The following is a 17720-nucleotide window of genomic DNA, read 5'->3' on the forward strand; positions in this document are numbered from 1 at the left end:
AGGCCCGGCACGATGCCCGGACCCGCCAATGGTAAGATCAGTTGGCGTTGTAGGCGTCCAAAATCGCCTGACCGTCCGCGCCTGCGGTTTCCAGCCACTCGGCGGTCATTTTGGCACCAATCGCTTCGAGTTCGGCCAGGAAATCGGGGCCGGCGTCCTCGACGCTCATCCCGTTCTTGGCCAGTTCATCAAAGTAGAAACCTGCCAGTTCCTCGGATTTGGCCGCGCAGCTTGCCGCGGTTTCGTCGGCGGCTTTCTGGATGCCGTCCTTGGTCGCGTCATCCAGCCCTTCCCACACCTGGGTGTTGACCATCACGTAGTTGCGCGGCAGCCAGGCGTTGACCTTGTAATAGTGGCTGAGATGTTCCCAAACCTTGCGGTCATAGCCCGTCGAACCGGACGAGATGAAGGCCGAGGCGACACCCGTTGCCAACGCCTGGCTGAGCTCAGCCGCTTCGATCTGGACGGGGATCATCCCCAACTCTTCGGCAAAGGTGGCCGTGGCGGAATTGTAGGAGCGGAATTTGATGCCTTGGGTGTCGGCAGAAGAGGCGACTTCCTTGTTGAAATAGAAGCCTTGTCCCGGCCATGGGCAGGTATAAAGCGCAACCAGGTTCAGGTCCGCCAGTTGGGCGTTGACGGTGTCCTTGGCGGCAGCCCACAGCTTGGCATTGTCCTCATAGGAGGTGGCGATAAAGGGGACGTTGTCCCAACCCAAAAGTGGCGCTTCGTTGGCATGGGCGGACATGAAGCGTTCACCGATCGGCACCTGTCCGGTCTGGATCGCTCGCTTGATATCGCCGCCGCCAAACAGCGAGCCGCCCGCATGCACTGTGATGTCGATGGCGCCGTCCGTGTATTCGCGCACCTTGTCGGCAAAAATCACGCCGTGTTCAGAATGGAAGTTCGTGGCCGCATAGGCCATCGGCATGTCCCAGGACTGCGCGTGCCCATCGGCAGAGGCACCGCCCGCAATCAGCGCGCCCACAAGCGTGGCGCAGGTCGTTTTCAGTGATATCGTCATTGGTTGTCTCCCGGTCGGCTACGCGGAGTGCGTGGCATATTTTCGCGGATCGAACTGCGTCAAATCTATGTTCGACTTTTTCCCGTCAATCAGATCCGCGATGATCCGACCCGTTTTGGGCCCACCTGTCAAGCCGACATGCTGATGGCCAAAGGCCGAATAACTGAGACCGGCAGGATCATTCGCCCCGATCAACGGCAGGCTGTCTGCCGGGGCGGGACGGTGACCCATCCATTCGACCACATCGTCATATGTCAGATCGGGCAGCAATGCCTTGACCTGACGCTTGAGCAAGGCAATCGGCCCCACGCTTGGTCCGTTCTCCAAGCCGCCGAATTCAATGATCCCGGCGGCGCGCAACCGCCCCTCCATGGGGGTCAGCACGAATTTGCCACTGGCGACCATCATCGGGGCGCGCGGCATATGCGAGGGGTTTATCAGCTCAATGTGATAACCCCGCTCGCTCTCAAACGGGACCTTGATGCCCAGTTTGTGGGCGATTTCCCTGGACCACGGCCCCATTGCAAAGACGATGCGATCGGCACGAAGCGGACCTTCGGGCGTGATCAGTGCGGCAATCGCGCCCTCCTTTGTGTCGATGTCGGTGATGTCCGCGATGTGCAGCACGCCGCCTTGCGCGACGAAGTGGTCCGCCAGTGCACGCACATACGCCCCCGGATCGGAGACGCGCCCGTGGTTCTTGCAGCGTACAATGACCTCGAACACATCACCAAAGACCGGGTCGTATTGGGCGTAATCTGCCGCCGTCGTCACCTCGAACCGGCAACCTGCCTGTTTGCGGATATTCCAACCATACGCATCCGATTCGAAATCAGCCCGTGTGGCATAGCCAAAGCAGTAGTCTTCGTCGCTCAAATACCTCTCGGCACCCGTTCCGGTGGCAAGCGCGCGGTGCTGATCGGCAGTATCATGCAAAAGTGCCCCCATCGCCGCCGCGTATCGCTGAACATGCGCGTCCGTGGCATGCGCCAGATACCGGGTCAGGAATGGCATCAGTTTCGGCAGATAAGACCAGCGCAGAAACAAGGGCGCATCCGCGCGCATCAACATGCCTGGCGCACGCGACATCAGGCCGGGGGTGGTGACCGGGATGACCGCACCCGCCGCAAGCACGCCCGCATTGCCATGACTGGTGCCGGAGGCCGGTCCAGCACGGTCCACAAGCGTCACCTGATGCCCCGCGCGTTGCAGCCAAATTGCACACGAGATGCCCACAATGCCGGCCCCTGCCACGATGATATTCATGCCCTGTCCCCTGCCTGTCCTGACACCTGCCGTGCCATGTTCATGTCATCGGGCAGCACAGTACAAGCCCCCCGCACACCGCATTCCGCAAAACGCCAGAGGGCATACATTCGCCGAACAGAGCAAGATTCTGATAAAATCAGTTTGCGTTCAGCGCCTACCTACCAATAGGTCTACGTTAGGGTAACGCACCCGACCACAGACCGTGAAGGATACGAAGACGATGGAATTGCACGCCGACTTTGACCAGCGGGTTGTCATGCACTCGGACGATATTGACTGGGTCGCCTCGCCGATGCCGGGCGTGGACCGGCGTATGCTCGACCGGATCGGAGGAGAGGTCGCGCGGGCCACGACGATTGTGAGATATGCGCCCGACAGTCATTTTTCGGCCCACACCCATACCGGCGGTGAAGAGTTCATTGTACTTGAGGGCGTGTTTCAGGACGAACATGGGGACTATCCAGCTGGCACATATGTGCGCAATCCGCCGACCACGTCCCACACGCCCGGGTCAAAGCCGGGCACCGTCATCTTTGTCAAACTCTGGCAGTTCGACATGGACGACCGCAACCAGTTCCGCAAATCCATGGCAGACACCCTTGGCGCTCCGGTCGACGGTGTCGCGACAGGGACGCTGCACCAAGATGCGCGCGAAACGGTGACATATCATCACCTCGACGCGGGCGCGACGCTATCGATGAACGTCAATGGCGGAATCGAAGCGTTGATGATCGATGGCACCCTGACTCAGGGTGGCGACACCTTGCGCAAAGGGTCATGGCTGCGTCTCCCCGACGGAGAGGCGCTGCAGGCCACCGCAGGGTCGGAAGGGGCCAAGGTCTGGATCAAATCGGGTCATCTCGTCCACGCTGCACCTCCGGCAGTCTGATGGAAAGGCCGTTCCAAAGCAGCGGACGCCGCTAGGATGCACACTGATGTTCTGATCATTGGCGCGGGCCTTGCGGGACTATTCCTTGCGGACCAGTTGCACCGGGCAGGCCGTGCCTGCCAAGTCGTCGAAGCGCGGGACCGGCTTGGCGGACGCATCCTGACCGAACGCTGTGATGCCGGACATTTTGATATGGGACCTGCGTGGTTCTGGTTGGGTCAACCCCGGGTCGCCGCACTGATCGAACGCTTCGATCTCACCGCGTTCGAGCAACACTACGCCGGGACGCTCAGCTATGAGGATGAAAACGCACAAATCCAACGCGGGCAAGGTTTCGCGTCGATGCAGGGGTCCTACCGGATTGTTGGCGGGCTTGATCGGCTGACCGACAGCTTGGCAGGGGCACTGCCCCCCGACATGGTTCAAAGGGCGGCAGCGGTGACGCATCTGGGCTATGGCGACGGGCGCATCACGGCACGACTGGCGGCTGGCGCGCATATCACGGCACACACAGTTGTGCTGGCCATCCCGCCGCGCATCGCCGAGGCCCAGATCACTTTTGATCCCGCCCTGCCGCAGGAAACCTGTCTTGCGATGCAACGCGTGCCCACATGGATGGCCGGTCAGGCCAAAGCCCTCGCCGTCTACGACACCCCGTTTTGGCGCGAGGCCGGTTTGTCGGGTGATGCGATCAGCCGCTATGGCCCGATGATCGAAATCCACGACGCCTCACCACGCTCGGGCGGGCCGTTCGGGTTGTTTGGGTTTATCGGCATACCGCCCCAAGAGCGGCTGGACGAGCAAGCGCTGCGCCCTCGTATCATCGCGCAGCTTGAGCGGCTTTTTGGACCCAAAGCGGCGCGGCCAAACGAGCTTTATCTCAAGGACTGGGCGCGCGATCCCTTCACCGCAACGGATCGTGATCAAGCGCCGATGACGGCGCACCCAACCTATGGTATACATCAGGCGATGTTGGATCACTGGGACGGTCGCCTCCTATTCGGAGGGACCGAAGTTGCCACGCATTTTGGTGGATACCTTGAGGGCGCGTTGGAAGCCGCCGAAGCCGTTTTTCTGAATTTGCAAAGCTGAGGCCATAGACGGATGCAGACAGACACAAAGACCGCCTTGCTCGATTCAGCCGAAGCTGCGGTGCGCGCGCGCGGGTTCGACGGGTTCAGCTATGCGGACCTGTCAGCAGATGTCGGCATCCGCAAAGCCAGCATTCACCACCATTTCCCCACCAAAGCGGCGCTCGCCCACGCGCTGATGATGCGCTATTGCGAGGTGCTCGCCGAGGCCTGCACCGACATCAACGCCGCACATGCCACCGGTGGTGCGCGGCTGTCCGCGATCATCGCGCTTTACCGCGAGGCAAGCGCGTCCGGGCAGCAGCTATGTTTGTGCCTATCCTTTGCAACCAGCCCGGATCGGCTGCCTGATGGCGTCAAAACGTTGATCGTCGGATTTCGCCAATCGGTTCTCGATTGGCTGGGTAGCGTGTTTGCACTTGGCCGGAGCGATGGCAGCATTATCGGTGTCATTGATGACCAAGCCGAAGCAGCCGCCGCGATGGCCGTTCTGGAAGGGGCGCAATTGGCGTGCCGAGTCGAAGAAGACATCACCCGCTTTGACATCGCTATCCGTCAATTGAGCGCACGGGCGCGCCCCGCTCAGGGCTGATCATACCGGCAACGCTGTCCCCTCAGGACGCTTTGGCTTGCTGTGCAAAGTCGGTCACCCAGTCTTTTGACAGATCGTGCAACAGCGGGAAATATTCAAACATCTCGGGGATTTGGTCATCCGGGACCAGTGGTTTGTCATACAAGCCGCGGCTGTCATTGTCGTCATGCACCGCGCGGATGTAATAGGGCCGCTGCGAGTAGAGAACGCGTGTGGGTCGGTCGCGCATTATGTTTTTGTGCGAAATGTCGTAGAGGCTGTAGCGAGACGGGCTTGGCGCAACGATGGCAAGGCCCAGATTGGTTGTGGCGCTGACCCTCGGGTGCAGGCTGAGCTTGCCATCCTTGAACAGGCCCGTCAGGCCGCAAGCATGTGAAATGCAGGAATATTTTTCACCCCGTGCGCGCAAATTCTTGGCGGCAGCCGCCTCTGCGTGCAGCTTTTCGTTGAAGTCGACCGACAGCGCGTCATCATCATCAAGCACAACCTGACAGGACCAGGGATCGGCCGTGAAATGCTGCCAGCGGTAGGTGCGGAAATGCACGTGCGTCGGGTCAGGATCGCAGAACATCACATGCGCCCGGTCCCCAAGCATATCCCCGCACATCGCCTTGAGCTGCTTTTGAAAGGTCTTGGGCAGAAAGGTCGAACTCAGGATATTGTGGACAAAGCTCTTGTTGGTCTGATCGGCGAGTGAGCGCAGTGTCACCTTCTCGAAAAAGTACTGCCGCCGCTTCAGTCGCTCGGTGTCGAACAGGATTTCCATGTCCTTGCTGGCCTTGGACCGCCAGCCCGGCGAGGGGTTAAAGAATGAATAACGGGTCTGATAAATCATGTGCATGTTCACGTCTCTCCCTGTCGGCCATGTGCAGCATAATCAACGACAATTGCGTTGCACAGGCTGAATTCTGACTGCGCCACGGTCACCCCAACACCAGTCCATGCGCCCTGCAGCATTCCACATGCGCTTGCGCCATTTCAGCATGGGCCGGGTGTATCGTGCCCAGATTTTCCTGCTGCCACCAGTCGGTTTCAAGGTCATAAAGCTCGGTCGTGTCGTCGTTGTACCGGATGTAGCGATACTTGCCCTTGCGGATTGCGGAGCCGTGCGGGTTGAACGTCGGCACGGCGCGATCCGGGTCCCCCGCGCCCCCTTCAACGATGGGGCGCAGTGATTTGCGAATGTCGCTTTCGCCAGGATCCAGGCCTGCGTAATCAAGCACCGTGGGCCCCGCATCCAGCAACGCGACAGGGTCCGTCACCACCCGCGCGGTCGGGCTGGTCGGATCGTGAACGATCAGGGGCACAAGTGAGGTCTGTTCCCACAATGTCGATTTCCCAAAGCGGCCATTTTCGCCCAGATGATGGCCATGATCGGTTAAGATAACGAAAATGGTGTTTTCGGCATGCTTTGACGCTTTCAGCGCGTCCCACACGCGACCCAAATGGTGATCCCCATGGGAAAACGCGGCAAAATAATTGCGCACGCTTTTGCGCCAATGCCGGCGGTCATGGGTCTTGAAGGTGGGCCCAAGCACAGCGTCCGCATAGGGGCCGCGTTCAAACCCCCGCTGCCATTCGGGCGGGTATTCGAACTGCATGAACGGATACATCTGTTTGTAGGGCACGGGCGTGATGAACGGACTGTGGGGGCTGAAAAAACCGACCTCGCGGTAAAAAGGCTGATCGCTTTCGTAGTTGTTCAGGAACTCGATGAATGAGTCCGCACTTTGGGCGTCGTAGTAATACCCGTCATCCTTGGGATCGGTGGTCGAAATGCCGCCACCACTGCCCCCGTTTCGCGACTGCGCAAATTCCGGACGCAGCTTTATGTCGATGCGAAACCCTTTGCGCTCGTCAGAATAGAGGATTTTCTGAACATGCTCGGGCAGCGGCCGAAACCCGTGGTGGACCTTGCCGCCGGACGAGCAGAAATAGCCGTCTTCCTTGAGCTTGTACTGCCACATCTCTTGGGGCGGGACGGTGTCATACACCTTTTGCTTGTTGTCGTAGATCCCCGTCTCCGGCGGGGCCTTGCCCGACATGAAGCTTGACCGCGAAGGGCCGCACAGGGGCGACTGGCAATAGGCCGCATGAAAGGCAGTGGATTCCGCACAGATGCGGTCCAGATTGGGCGTCTTCAGCTCGACCCCGAAAATATTGCGATACCGCCAAAACGAAAACGCATCGTCAAAACTGAAAAAGACAATGTTCTTCTTTGATTGAGACACCTGTTATCGCCCCGCCTGCCATGCCGTTTTTGACCCCGCCTTTGGTGGCGGAGCTGCTATTGGCCTCGTTGTCGGACAGTTTAGGCCGTATTTCAAGGGACAAGGCCCGGAGGCTCCATTCAGACAAGGTGAACAGCGCACCCTGACGGACCGATCTTTCGCGGCCAGAGGGCAGCGCAAAGCCCCCGAACCTCACCCCGTTTCGAGCGTACCGGGCGGGATCACCTTGGCCGCCGATCTGATGCTTTCCAGTATGCCGTGCAGATGCGCGTCGGGCTTGCGGTCGGCGTGGCGATAAATCCCGATCTTGATCTTTTCACGGGACCGGTCTGACACGTCCAGCATGGTGATCCCATGTTCCGCAAAATACGGACGGCACGCGACGGGATAGACCAGAAAGGCATCGGTATCGCACAACATGTCCAAGCCCGCCGTCATGGAGTTCGTGCTGAACAGCCCCGACTGGCTTTGGCCCAACGCCGCCAGTGACGGGTCGAAATTGGCGTGTTCGATGATGCCGAGATGCTTGTTCACGAACGGGGCGACATCCATTCGAGGATACGCCCTCAGATCGCTCAGACGGATTTCGCGCCCCGACAGGGGATGATCGCTGCGGGCGAACACCACATCCTCGACCGAAAACAGATGCTCAAAGACAAGGCCCATATTGTCGTTCAGCTTGGCCACCTTTGTGCCCACGAAACAGGCTGTGTCCCCAGACAAAAGGCTGCGCAATCCATCAAGGCTACTGCACATGTAGACATGCAGCGATACACCTGCGTGGTGGTCCCGATATGTCGTGACAATGTCGCGCATGAACAGCGACCACCACGCAAATCCCGTCCCGACCCGCATCGCCTTTTGACGCGATGCTTTCAAAATGCGGATCTCGGCGGCGGCGTGTTCGTCAAGCTGCGCCATGACCTTGACATGCTCATAAAGCACCTTGCCGAACTCGGTCAGTTGAACACCGCGCGAACTGCGCGTGAACAACTGCACGCTATATGCCTCTTCAAGACGGCGGATATTCACGGACACGGTGGGTTGCGAGACGTTCAGCAACTCTGCCGCTGTGGACACGTTGCCCGCCTCTGCAACAGCAAGGAACTGGCTTAGTCTGCGATCCATGGGCGTGCCCTCCATAGGCAAAATCTATAATAGTCGCGCCAAAACATATTTCCCTAATCTTTTGCCACTGACTACCCTGAACTGCATGCGTGCCCCTACCGGTCGGCCGCGCACAGAACATCTGGGAGGATTTTTGATGAGATTAGGCATTTCAACGGCTGCCGTGGCATTGCTTGCCACCGGAGCGGTCGCCGACGGCCATTTGATCGTGACACCTGGCGAAGGCGTGTTTGATTGGGACAGCTACGAAGAATTTGCAGCCGCACATGACTACACGGGTCAGACACTCACCATGGCGTCCCCATGGCTTGGCCCCGACGCCGTCGCGGCAGAAGCTGTGCTGGCCTATTTCGCAGCCGCCACGGGGGCCTCGGTCACGCAAGCCGGCTCCGACAGTTTCGAACAGCAGATCCTAATTGACACCGCCGCAGGCTCTCCCCCCAACGTCGCTGTGTTTCCGCAGCCTGGCCTCGCCTGCGACCTCGCCGCGCGCGGGTTCCTGAGCCCGCTTGGTGATGAAACCGCGGCCTGGATGGCCGAAAACTATGCGGCCGGCCCATCCTGGGTTGCCCTTGGATCCTGCGACAAGGTCGAGGGCTTTTACAGCTTTGCATACAGCGTGAACGTCAAGTCGCTGGTCTGGTACGTGCCCGAGGACTTCGAAGAAGCGGGCTATGAGATCCCCGAAAGCATGGAAGAGCTGAAGGCGCTGACCGATCAGATCGTGGCCGATGGCGGCACCCCGTGGTGCATTGGCCTCGGGTCTGGCGGCGCGACAGGCTGGCCCGCAACGGATTGGGTCGAGGATATGATGCTGCGCACCCAGCCTCCCGAAGTCTATGACCAATGGGTGAAGAACGAGATCCCCTTCACCGATCCGCGTATTGTCGCCGCCATCGAAGAGTTCGGGCATTTCGCGCTCAACGACGACTATGTTGCAGGCGGGGCAAGTGCGGTCGCCTCTACCGATTTCCGCGACAGCCCCGACGGAATGTTCAGCAGCCCGCCGCAGTGCTACATGCACCGTCAGGCCTCGTTCATCCCGGCCTTCTTCCCGGAGGATGTTGTGGTGGGTGAAGACGCAGATTTCTTCTATCTGCCCTCCTACGAAGCTGCTGATCTGGGAAAACCTGTTCTGGGCGCAGGAACACTGATGGCCATCACGGATGACAGCGAAGTCACCCGTGGGTTCATCGAGTTCCTCAAACTCCCGCTGGCACACGAGATCTGGATGTCCATCGAAACCCAGGCCTTCCTGACGCCCCATCTGGGCGCAAATCTGGAGGCCTACCATAACGACACGCTACGCGGCCAAGGTGAAATTCTGCGCAACGCGACCACCTTCCGTTTTGACGGCTCTGACCTGATGCCCGGCGGTGTTGGCGCAGGCACGTTCTGGACCGGTATGGTCGACTACGCGAGCGGGAAATCCGCGCAAGAGGTCGCCTCCGATATCCAGGACAGCTGGGACAGCCTCAAGTAACAGTCTCCCGGTCTTTGGGTGTCATTTCCCGAAGACCGCCCGCACCCTGACCTTGATCCAACATCCGGTCAGGGTGCACCTTTTTCCTCAGACCTCGTTGAGTGCCCCATGACACAGTCACCCGCGCCGTGGTGGAAAGCCGCGACAGGTTATCAAATCTATCCCCGCAGCTTTTGTGACAGCAATGGCGATGGCATTGGCGACATTCCGGGCATCATCTCAAAGCTGGATCATCTGCGCGATCTCGGCATCGGGTTCATTTGGCTGTCGCCAGTCTATCGCTCGCCGATGCGCGACAACGGCTATGACATTTCGGACTATTACGACATAGCCCACGAATTCGGAACGCTGGACGATTTTGACCGCTTGGTGGCCGAGGCTCGTGCCCGCGACATCCGGATCGTCATGGATCTGGTCATCAACCACTGTTCCTCCGATCATCCCTGGTTCAAGGCCGCCTGCGCCACGACGGATTGCGCCGAACACGACTATTTCTATTGGCGCGAGGCCGCCCCTGATGGCGGCCCGCCAGACGATCAGCGCTCGTGTTTTGGGGGGCCTGCATGGGTCTGGGTCGAGGACGTCGGTAAGTACTATTTTGCGATGTTTGGCCACCAGCAACCCGACCTCAACTGGCAAAATCCGGCCCTGCGGCGCGAGATCTACGACATGATGAACTGGTGGCTCGACCGGGGCATTGGCGGGTTCCGTATGGATGTCATAGAATTGATCGGCAAGGACGTGGATGCGCGCCACTATTACGAAGGCCCCGACATGCATCGCTATATCCAGGAGATGCGCCAAGAGACGTTTGGGTCCCGCGATGTTCTGACGGTGGGTGAATCGGGTGCCGTCACTGCGAGAAATGCGCTTGAGTATTCGGGCCGGGATCGCGGCGAGCTGGATATGATGCACGGCTTCAACCATATCCATGCGGCGTGGGACCCTGATCTGGGCCGGTTTGGTCCCAGCCGCTTTGACCTTGTGACCCACAAACGCATCCTTGCCGACTGGCAGTCGGCGTTGGCGGATGACGGTTGGAATTCACTGTTTTTGTCCAACCATGACCTGCCCCGCCCCGTGTCCTACTACGGGGACGAGGGGCGCTATCGCACCCGCTCGGCCAAGATGCTGGCAGTTGCGATGTACATGATGAAGGGCACCCCGTTCCTGTTTCAGGGTGAAGAGATCGGGATGACCAATGTGGTCTATGAGCGGATCGACCAGTTCCGCGATATCGAGACGCTTGGCCAGTACAAGGATCGCAGCGCCGCAGGCGTGTCAGATGCCGACTTTATCGCGGGTGCCAATCTGCATGGCCGCGACAATGCCCGCACCCCGATGCAGTGGGACGCGACAGACGCGGCTGGTTTTAGCAGTGGAACGCCCTGGATCGACGTCAATCCGAACTATCGCGACATCAACGTCGCTGACGACAGGCAGCGCCCCGACGGTGTATTTGCCTTCTACCGCGAGCTGATCGCCTTGCGAAAAACCTATGCGACCCTGCGCGACGGATCCTTTGACTTGATCGAGCAGGACCACCCGGATGTGTTTGCCTATGTGCGCGCGCTTGAGGGTGAACGGCTCTTTGTCTTTGCAAATTTCAGCGATGAAGAGGTCAGCATCAAAACGCCCGCAGGGCTATACGCCTATGCGCACACCGTTCTGATCAACACGGATACGCCAGTCACGGTGTCCGACACCATTACGCTGGCTCCTTATCAGGCGGTGGTGTTTGGGATGGATTAAGGCGGCCCGGACAGGGAAAAGGGCCGCAAGCGAGGTGCGGCCCTCTTGTTTGGTTCCGGTCTTTGACATTAGTGGCTGAACTTTCTGATCTCGCCTGATTTCAGGCGTGCGCTGTAGGAGGCCAGCTCGGCCCGCACGACTTTCATCAGGAAGTAGAGGCAGAAGATGTTGACCACCGCCATCGCAAAGATCGCCGCATCCGAGAAATCAATGACCGGGCCAAGGCTGGCTGCCGCACCGATCACGATGAAGATGCAGAAGATGACCTTGAAGATCAGCTCGGTCGTCTTGCCTTCGCCAAAAAGGTAGGTCCACGCCTTGAGGCCATAGTAGGACCACGAGATCATGGTGGAGAACGCGAACAGGATCACCGCGATGGCCAGCACAAACGGGAACCATCCAATGGCGGAACCGAACGCCGCCGAGGTCAGCGCCACGCCGCCATTGCCATCCACGGTCGCGATGGCTGTGCCCGCTTCGTTCAGCAGGTAGTTGCCTGTCGCCTCGTCAACGATCAGTTGTTGCGAGATAATGATGACCAGCGCCGTCATCGTACAGATCACAACCGTGTCGATCAGGGGTTCCAGCAGGGACACGAAGCCTTCGGTGATCGGCTCTTTGGTCTTGACCGCAGAGTGCGCAATCGCCGCCGAGCCGACGCCCGCCTCATTCGAGAACGCCGCACGTTTGAACCCTTGGATCAACGCACCAACAAATCCGCCCGCCACACCAAGACCGGTGAAGGCACCTGCAAAGATCTGGCCAAAGGCCCATCCGATCATGTCAAAGTTCACGATCAGAACGATGATCGCGGCCCCCACGTAAAGAATGCCCATGAACGGCACGATCTTTTCGGTGACCCGCGCGATGGACTTGATCCCGCCCACGATGACGGCAAAGACGACCGCCGCAAAGACAAGCCCCGTGATCCAGCCGGGAAATTCTCCGGTAATCTGGGTGATCTGCGCATGCGCCTGATTGGCCTGGAACATGTTCCCGCCGCCCAAAGCCCCAAGGATACAGAACACCGAAAACAGCACCGCAAGGATTTTGCCGCCGGGCAGGCCCAACTCGTCAAACCCCTTGGAGATGTAATACATCGGGCCACCGGACACGGTCCCATCGGGGTATTCGTTGCGGTATTTCACACCCAGGGTGCATTCGGTGAACTTGGACGCCATGCCCAGCAAACCGGCCAGGATCATCCAGAACGTCGCGCCCGGCCCTCCAATGCCGACGGCCACCGCAACCCCCGCGATATTGCCCAGACCGACAGTGCCGGACAGGGCCGTGGCAAGGGCCTGAAAGTGGCTCACTTCACCCGCATCTTCGGGGTCGGAATAGTCGCCCTTGACCAAGCTGATGGCGTGGCCAAAGAAACGGAACTGCACCGCAGCAAAATAGATCGTAAAGACGGTGGCACCGACCACCAGCCACATCACGATCCAGGGAAAGCTCGTGCCCGGGATCGACATGAATATGAAGTTGACGAACCAGCCGGTCGCATTGGAAAACGCCTCGTTCACGCGCGCATCAAGCGACGCGGCGGCGTCCTGTGCCGACGCAGGTAGTGAGACGGCAACATAGGCCACAAAAGCCCAGAGAAGTGATTGAAAGTATCTCATCAGATCCGATCCTTATGCGACGACAGTGACGGGAACGCGCGCGTTCATCACAAGATTTGCGGTTGAACTGCCAAACAGGCGTGACGTCAGCCCACCGGCGCTGGAGCGTGCCACGACGATCTGCGAGGCACCTTCGGAATGGGCAATATCGTCAATGGTGTCGGCAACATCACCATGGCGCACAATCGCCTTCACCGAATGCCCCGCCTTTTTCAAAGTGGCGACGGCCGGCTCGACGACCCGTTCCATCGCGATTGATATCTCTTCTTCGCGCCGCTTATGGCGTTGCGCATTCTCTTCGGCGGTCTGAAAGGAAAACGGCGACCATTCGATCACATAAACAACGATCAACTCGCAGGTTTCACTGTTCGCCGCGACGCCGGTCGCGAATTCAAGGGCTTTCTCCCCCGAACTCTGACCATCAAGTCCAATAACTAATTTCATTTTTTCGTCCCTGATAAATTGGCCTTATGACTAGGCTTTCTGGTTGGGGAGCGATTGATCCTGCACGTCTCCCATGGGACCGACGGTACGCTACAGAGTGAAATTCAACCCAACGTTTTGTTTTGGGGTCAGAAAAATGGGGCATATCCGGCATTTATTCGCCGGTTGCGGACCTTAGACGTCAGAGGCATCCGCCTGCAACGACCGCGCCATGTTCGACACTTGGCTTGCGTCACCTATGCCCGACAGCAGCTTGATGCTTTGGGGCTTGGCGACTGGCAGGTTGCGGTTCTGGTTGCCCGCCCTGACGTTGTGCAAGTCGGAGAGTATCAGATCACCGATAAGCTGGCGGCCCTTGTCCACCGCCGCTGCGCGGTGCGGCGAAAGGATCACTGCGGGGATCTGGCGTATGGCGTCGTCGCCACCCACGGGTTCGCTCGGGAACACGTCCACGCAGGCGCGGATGCGACCTGTCTGCAATTCAGCCACCAGCGCATCGAAATCGACCAGATGGGCGCGGCTGAGGAGAACAAGAAGACTGTTGTCAGCCAGCAGCGGCAGATTGTCCGCATTCAGCAGGTGCCGGTTCTCGGACGTCGGGATGGCGGCCACAAACACGCAGCGTGATGTCCGCAGAACGGATTCCAGAGGGGCCAGTGTCACACCGAATTCATCCGCGACCTCCTGGGGCAGCCACGGATCGTAGACAGATATGACAGGGCGGAACGGGACAAGAAGCCGGGTGAGTTCCTGCGCGATCTGTCCAAACCCGACGAAGCCGACAGCGCCACCATAAAGCGTGAAATCGGTCTGCGGATTGTCCGCCAGCCAGTTTTCACGCCCCTGCCGGAAGGCTTCATGCTCCTGCACAAGCCCCCGCGCGCCGGACAAGGCCATGGCAAGCCCCATCTCTGCGACGGCCTGTCGAAAACCCGGTGCGCAGCTCAGCACCTCGACCCCGGCGGCGAAACAGGCTGCGTAGTCGATGGTGTCGGGGAACGCCCCTGCCACCTCGATGATAACGCGCAGCTTTGGTGCCTGTGCGAGCGTGTCCGCATCCACGCGCGGCGTGGCGGCGATCAGGACGTCGGCCTGCGGCAGGGCTGCGCGATAGATATCGTCGGGGATTGGCCCTTCCGTCCCCCAGATCACCTCGAACATGTCATAAAGGGCCGCGCGGGTCGCGGGCGAGAACAGCTCGTCCATGCGCCGCCAGTCAGGGTCGAGGATCAGGACCGGTTTCGTCATCTGGTCTCCGGGAAAATATGCGCCTGCGCCGGATCGAATGCGATATCGACCACTGTGCCTGGCGTCTGGATGCTGTCCTCAGCCAGTGCTGCAATGACCTTGGTGCCGTCGGCGAGGGCCACATCAATGACCGTCTCACTGCCCAAACGTTCGGTCAACACGACCTTTCCATGCAGCTTGCCGCCACCGGGGGGCGCGGGGTGCAGGTATTGCGGACGAATGCCAAGGGTCGCGGTTTGACCCACCACAAAGCTGCGCCCCTTGTGCGGCACTGCAATAGGTTCCAGCGACGCATTGCGCACGGTGACCGTGGTGTCGTCCAACGCCTCGACCGTCACATCAAGAAAGTTCATCGAGGGTGCGCCCAGAAAGCCGGCAACAAAGAGATTTTCTGGTTCGTGATACAGGTCCATCGGCGCACCGGCCTGCATGACCTGTCCGTCTTTCAGAACCACGATTTTGTCGGCCAGTGTCATCGCCTCTACCTGATCGTGCGTGACGTAGATCATGGACGCCCCCAAGTCCTGATGCAATTTGCCGATCTCCATTCGCATGTCCATGCGCAAAGCGGCATCCAGGTTCGACAGCGGTTCGTCGAACAGGAACACCTTGGGGTCGCGCACAATGGCCCGCCCGATGGCGACGCGTTGGCGCTGCCCTCCCGAAAGCTCTGAGGGGCGGCGGTCAAGCAGGTGCTCCATCTGCAGAATTTTCGCCGCGGCCGCCACCTTTTGCGCCTTTTCGGCCTTGCTGGCCTTGTTGACCGTCAGCCCGAACGCCACGTTTTCGCGTACCGTCATGTGCGGGAAAATCGCATAGGTCTGAAACACCATCGCGATGCCGCGCTTGGAGGGTTCAAAATCGTTGACCCGGACGCCGTCGATCTCGAGCGTGCCCGAGGTGATATCCTCAAGCCCTGCGATCATCCGCAGCAAAGTCGACTTGCCGCACCCCGAGGGGCCGACGAAGACAACGAACTCGCCATCCTCAATGTCGATGTCCACGCCCTTGATGACTTCGACTTGGCCAAAGCTTTTTCGAATGTCGCGCAATTTGACCCGAGCCATGATTTATTCCGCCGCTTTCAGAGAGGGGGAGAGGCGCAAATAGCGCTCCGGGGTGATCTCTACTGGTTCGGGGTCCATCACATGCCCGATGAACTCGACGCCATCGGGACGGTCCGCAAATCCGAGAATGACGAGGCCCTGACCGGTGTCGACGATCCGGGCGGCATAGCGGCGACAGGGCAAATCCCCGTCGAGAAAGTCGGGTGCTACCTGCCATGGGCCTCGCGGGCTGTCCCCAATCAGATAGTGATTGCCCGAGACGGGGCCACCCGGTGTCGCCTCTGCCCGATCTTTGGAGAAGTGTTCGGCTGCGGTGCAGAACAGGCAGTACCACTTGCCCTCCACCTCAAACACCTGCGGCACCTCAAGCTGGCCATAACCGCCGGTGAAAACCGGTGGTTGCAGCCTCCACTCGTAGCCGTCCGGCGATGTGGCAAAGCCGATGCAGCCACCCTCGTTGGGTTCCGTCACCCCTGCGGCGCGGGCCGTGAAATACATCAACCACCCAGGGCCGTCGGGGTCGCGCATCACCCAAGGGTCGCGCATCGCCCGGTCATGCCAGATCGCCGCGTGATCCTTTTCATAAAGGTCCGCGGCCGGCCCCGTCATGTCGAGGATCAAACCATCGCCCACCCGCGTCCAATTGTGCAGATCGGTCGACGTTGCGTGCCCGATCCGCTGATAGAGCCCCTCTTCGGCCTTGCTGGCCCCGGTATAATAAAGATGCCAAAGTCCGTCATCGCCGCGCACGGTCGATCCTGTCCAAGTGGTGTAGTCGTCCCAGGCGGGTCCTGTGCTTGGCGCGAACGTGGTGCCCAGATGCGTCCAGTTTGTCAGGTCGGTGCTGGTCGCGTGGCCATAGCTTACGTTGAAATGACGCAACTCCGGGTCACCTATCGAGCGCGGTGCCTTGAGGAAATACCCGTGCCAGACATCCCCGTCCCGGACATACCAGCTGTCCCAGATGAACTGATCTTTGAGGGCGATAACCATTGCGTCAGCCTTTCACGCCGGTTGAGGCAATCGACGCGATGAACGCACGTTGCAGGACAAGATAGAACGCCAGCACAGGCATGGTGATCACGGTCAGATAGGCCATGACCTCGCCCCATGCGGTGTTGAGCTGGAAGAAATATTGCAGGCCGACCATGACGGGCCGGTAGTCTTCGGCCTGTACTACGATCAGCGGCCAGAGGTACTGATTGTACATCACAAGGAATTTCAGGATGGCGGCCGTGGCAATGACCGGACCCGAGAGCGGCATCACCACCTTGGTGTAGATCTGCCACCAGCTTGCCCCCTCCACGCGCGCCGCTTCGATCAGGTCACGCGGCAGGTCCTTGAAGAATTGCACAAACAGAAAGATCGTCAGCCCGTCCGCGATCCACGGGATGATCTGCACGCGGTAGGTGTTGAGCCAACCGATCGAGAGGCCGTCAAACCCGATCCACGGCAGCTTGGACACCAGCAACAACAACGGGATCGCGATCGTCTCGAAGGGCACGATAAGCGTGGCGATGATGATCGACAGCAGCAGATCGCGCCCCCGCCATTGCAGGAACACGAATGAAAATGCTGCCAGCGAACACAGCAGCAGCGCCAGCAGCACCGTGACCCCGGTGACGAGCACCGAGTTAAAAACGAACAGCCCCACCGGCGCGCGCGCAAAGGCGTCTGCGTAGTTGTTCAGGCTGATATCGCCGACAGGCAGAAACGCGCGGATGCTGGATGTGTCACGCAGCAGTTGCAGGTCCGGCTTGAAGCTAGAGACCACCATGAAGACCAACGGGAAGACGAAGATCACCGCGATCAGCGTCAGCACCACGTAGCGTGTCGCCAGACGCAGCCCGTGGTTGTCAGCGGAAATGACGGCCATG

Annotated in this window: 16 protein-coding genes; 5 read left to right on the forward strand and 11 right to left on the reverse strand. The window is 59.6% G+C overall.

Annotated elements, in window-relative coordinates; genetic code table 11:
* Window positions 1-37: 37 nt before the first annotated feature.
* On the reverse strand, window positions 38-1024 hold the full coding sequence (locus Q0908_RS12580; protein WP_299284741.1) for a TRAP transporter substrate-binding protein: 987 nt from the start codon (window positions 1022-1024) through the stop codon (window positions 38-40).
* Between the two features lie 18 nt (window positions 1025-1042).
* Entirely contained in the window at window positions 1043-2290 is a 1248-nt protein-coding gene (locus tag Q0908_RS12585; protein ID WP_299284744.1) for an FAD-dependent oxidoreductase, read from the reverse strand.
* A 223-nt stretch (window positions 2291-2513) separates the two neighbouring features.
* Here Q0908_RS12585 and Q0908_RS12590 point away from each other — a divergent pair, with 223 nt between their 5' ends.
* Genes Q0908_RS12590 through Q0908_RS12600 form a run of 3 tightly spaced genes read left to right on the forward strand, consistent with a single transcriptional unit; the run spans window position 2514 to window position 4865 of the window.
* Complete coding sequence (locus Q0908_RS12590) at window positions 2514-3182, forward strand: cupin domain-containing protein (protein WP_299284747.1); 669 nt, start codon at window positions 2514-2516, stop codon at window positions 3180-3182.
* Window positions 3183-3218: 36 nt separating this feature from the next.
* Complete coding sequence (locus Q0908_RS12595) at window positions 3219-4274, forward strand: FAD-dependent oxidoreductase (RefSeq protein ID WP_299284750.1); 1056 nt, start codon at window positions 3219-3221, stop codon at window positions 4272-4274.
* A 12-nt stretch (window positions 4275-4286) separates the two neighbouring features.
* Window positions 4287-4865, forward strand: a complete 579-nt coding sequence (locus tag Q0908_RS12600) for a TetR/AcrR family transcriptional regulator (protein ID WP_299284753.1) — start codon at window positions 4287-4289, stop codon at window positions 4863-4865.
* 22 nt (window positions 4866-4887) lie between these two features.
* On the opposite strand, the gene Q0908_RS12605 is transcribed toward Q0908_RS12600, so the two are convergent.
* The 3 genes from Q0908_RS12605 to Q0908_RS12615 all read right to left on the reverse strand — a co-directional run bounded on the left by Q0908_RS12605 (window position 4888) and on the right by Q0908_RS12615 (window position 8224).
* Window positions 4888-5706 carry a glycosyltransferase gene (locus tag Q0908_RS12605; protein WP_299284756.1) on the reverse strand — a complete coding sequence of 273 codons (819 nt, stop codon included), beginning with the start codon at window positions 5704-5706 and terminating at the stop codon, window positions 4888-4890.
* Window positions 5707-5788: 82 nt separating this feature from the next.
* Window positions 5789-7096 (reverse strand): sulfatase-like hydrolase/transferase, encoded by a 1308-nt coding sequence (locus Q0908_RS12610; protein WP_299284759.1) that lies wholly within the window; start codon window positions 7094-7096, stop codon window positions 5789-5791.
* A 192-nt stretch (window positions 7097-7288) separates the two neighbouring features.
* Complete coding sequence (locus Q0908_RS12615) at window positions 7289-8224, reverse strand: LysR family transcriptional regulator (RefSeq protein WP_299284762.1); 936 nt, start codon at window positions 8222-8224, stop codon at window positions 7289-7291.
* A 133-nt stretch (window positions 8225-8357) separates the two neighbouring features.
* Here Q0908_RS12615 and Q0908_RS12620 point away from each other — a divergent pair, with 133 nt between their 5' ends.
* Together Q0908_RS12620 and Q0908_RS12625 are read left to right on the forward strand one after the other, a co-directional pair.
* On the forward strand, window positions 8358-9707 hold the full coding sequence (locus Q0908_RS12620) for an ABC transporter substrate-binding protein (protein WP_299284764.1): 1350 nt from the start codon (window positions 8358-8360) through the stop codon (window positions 9705-9707).
* A 108-nt stretch (window positions 9708-9815) separates the two neighbouring features.
* Window positions 9816-11459: an alpha-glucosidase gene (locus Q0908_RS12625; protein ID WP_299284767.1), complete on the forward strand. Its 1644-nt coding sequence runs from the start codon at window positions 9816-9818 to the stop codon at window positions 11457-11459.
* A gap of 68 nt (window positions 11460-11527) precedes the next feature.
* On the opposite strand, the gene Q0908_RS12630 is transcribed toward Q0908_RS12625, so the two are convergent.
* The 6 genes from Q0908_RS12630 to Q0908_RS12655 all read right to left on the reverse strand — a co-directional run bounded on the left by Q0908_RS12630 (window position 11528) and on the right by Q0908_RS12655 (window position 17719).
* Window positions 11528-13084: an alanine/glycine:cation symporter family protein gene (locus Q0908_RS12630; RefSeq protein ID WP_299284770.1), complete on the reverse strand. Its 1557-nt coding sequence runs from the start codon at window positions 13082-13084 to the stop codon at window positions 11528-11530.
* A gap of 12 nt (window positions 13085-13096) precedes the next feature.
* Window positions 13097-13528, reverse strand: coding sequence for a universal stress protein (locus Q0908_RS12635; protein ID WP_299284773.1), 432 nt, complete (start codon window positions 13526-13528; stop codon window positions 13097-13099).
* A gap of 174 nt (window positions 13529-13702) precedes the next feature.
* Window positions 13703-14776, reverse strand: coding sequence for an NAD(P)-dependent oxidoreductase (locus tag Q0908_RS12640; RefSeq protein ID WP_299284776.1), 1074 nt, complete (start codon window positions 14774-14776; stop codon window positions 13703-13705).
* The gene (gene ugpC, locus Q0908_RS12645; protein WP_299284779.1) at window positions 14773-15843 is read right to left on the reverse strand and encodes a sn-glycerol-3-phosphate ABC transporter ATP-binding protein UgpC; all 1071 of its coding nucleotides are present in this window, start codon (window positions 15841-15843) and stop codon (window positions 14773-14775) included. Before ugpC ends, Q0908_RS12640 begins: the two co-directional genes overlap by 4 nt.
* 3 nt (window positions 15844-15846) lie before the next feature.
* Window positions 15847-16836, reverse strand: a complete 990-nt coding sequence (locus Q0908_RS12650; RefSeq protein ID WP_299284782.1) for a levansucrase — start codon at window positions 16834-16836, stop codon at window positions 15847-15849.
* A 4-nt stretch (window positions 16837-16840) separates the two neighbouring features.
* Window positions 16841-17719, reverse strand: coding sequence for a carbohydrate ABC transporter permease (locus tag Q0908_RS12655; protein WP_299284785.1), 879 nt, complete (start codon window positions 17717-17719; stop codon window positions 16841-16843).
* Window position 17720: the final 1 nt, after the last annotated feature.

This window comes from uncultured Tateyamaria sp. (assembly GCF_947494755.1).
Lineage (GTDB): Bacteria > Pseudomonadota > Alphaproteobacteria > Rhodobacterales > Rhodobacteraceae > Tateyamaria.

Excerpts from the sequence above, each read along its gene's own strand:
- Q0908_RS12580 (WP_299284741.1), bottom strand. The coding sequence starts at position 1,024 with ATGACGATATCACTGAAAACGACCTGCGCCACGCTTGTGGGCGCGCTG.
- Q0908_RS12585 (WP_299284744.1), bottom strand. The coding sequence starts at position 2,290 with ATGAATATCATCGTGGCAGGGGCCGGCATTGTGGGCATCTCGTGTGCA.
- Q0908_RS12590 (WP_299284747.1), top strand. The coding sequence starts at position 2,514 with ATGGAATTGCACGCCGACTTTGACCAGCGGGTTGTCATGCACTCGGAC.
- Q0908_RS12595 (WP_299284750.1), top strand. The coding sequence starts at position 3,219 with ATGCACACTGATGTTCTGATCATTGGCGCGGGCCTTGCGGGACTATTC.
- Q0908_RS12600 (WP_299284753.1), top strand. The coding sequence starts at position 4,287 with ATGCAGACAGACACAAAGACCGCCTTGCTCGATTCAGCCGAAGCTGCG.
- Q0908_RS12605 (WP_299284756.1), bottom strand. The coding sequence starts at position 5,706 with ATGCACATGATTTATCAGACCCGTTATTCATTCTTTAACCCCTCGCCG.
- Q0908_RS12615 (WP_299284762.1), bottom strand. The coding sequence starts at position 8,224 with ATGGATCGCAGACTAAGCCAGTTCCTTGCTGTTGCAGAGGCGGGCAAC.
- Q0908_RS12625 (WP_299284767.1), top strand. The coding sequence starts at position 9,816 with ATGACACAGTCACCCGCGCCGTGGTGGAAAGCCGCGACAGGTTATCAA.
- Q0908_RS12630 (WP_299284770.1), bottom strand. The coding sequence starts at position 13,084 with ATGAGATACTTTCAATCACTTCTCTGGGCTTTTGTGGCCTATGTTGCC.
- Q0908_RS12635 (WP_299284773.1), bottom strand. The coding sequence starts at position 13,528 with ATGAAATTAGTTATTGGACTTGATGGTCAGAGTTCGGGGGAGAAAGCC.
- Q0908_RS12640 (WP_299284776.1), bottom strand. The coding sequence starts at position 14,776 with ATGACGAAACCGGTCCTGATCCTCGACCCTGACTGGCGGCGCATGGAC.
- ugpC (WP_299284779.1), bottom strand. The coding sequence starts at position 15,843 with ATGGCTCGGGTCAAATTGCGCGACATTCGAAAAAGCTTTGGCCAAGTC.
- Q0908_RS12650 (WP_299284782.1), bottom strand. The coding sequence starts at position 16,836 with ATGGTTATCGCCCTCAAAGATCAGTTCATCTGGGACAGCTGGTATGTC.
- Q0908_RS12655 (WP_299284785.1), bottom strand. The coding sequence starts at position 17,719 with ATGGCCGTCATTTCCGCTGACAACCACGGGCTGCGTCTGGCGACACGC.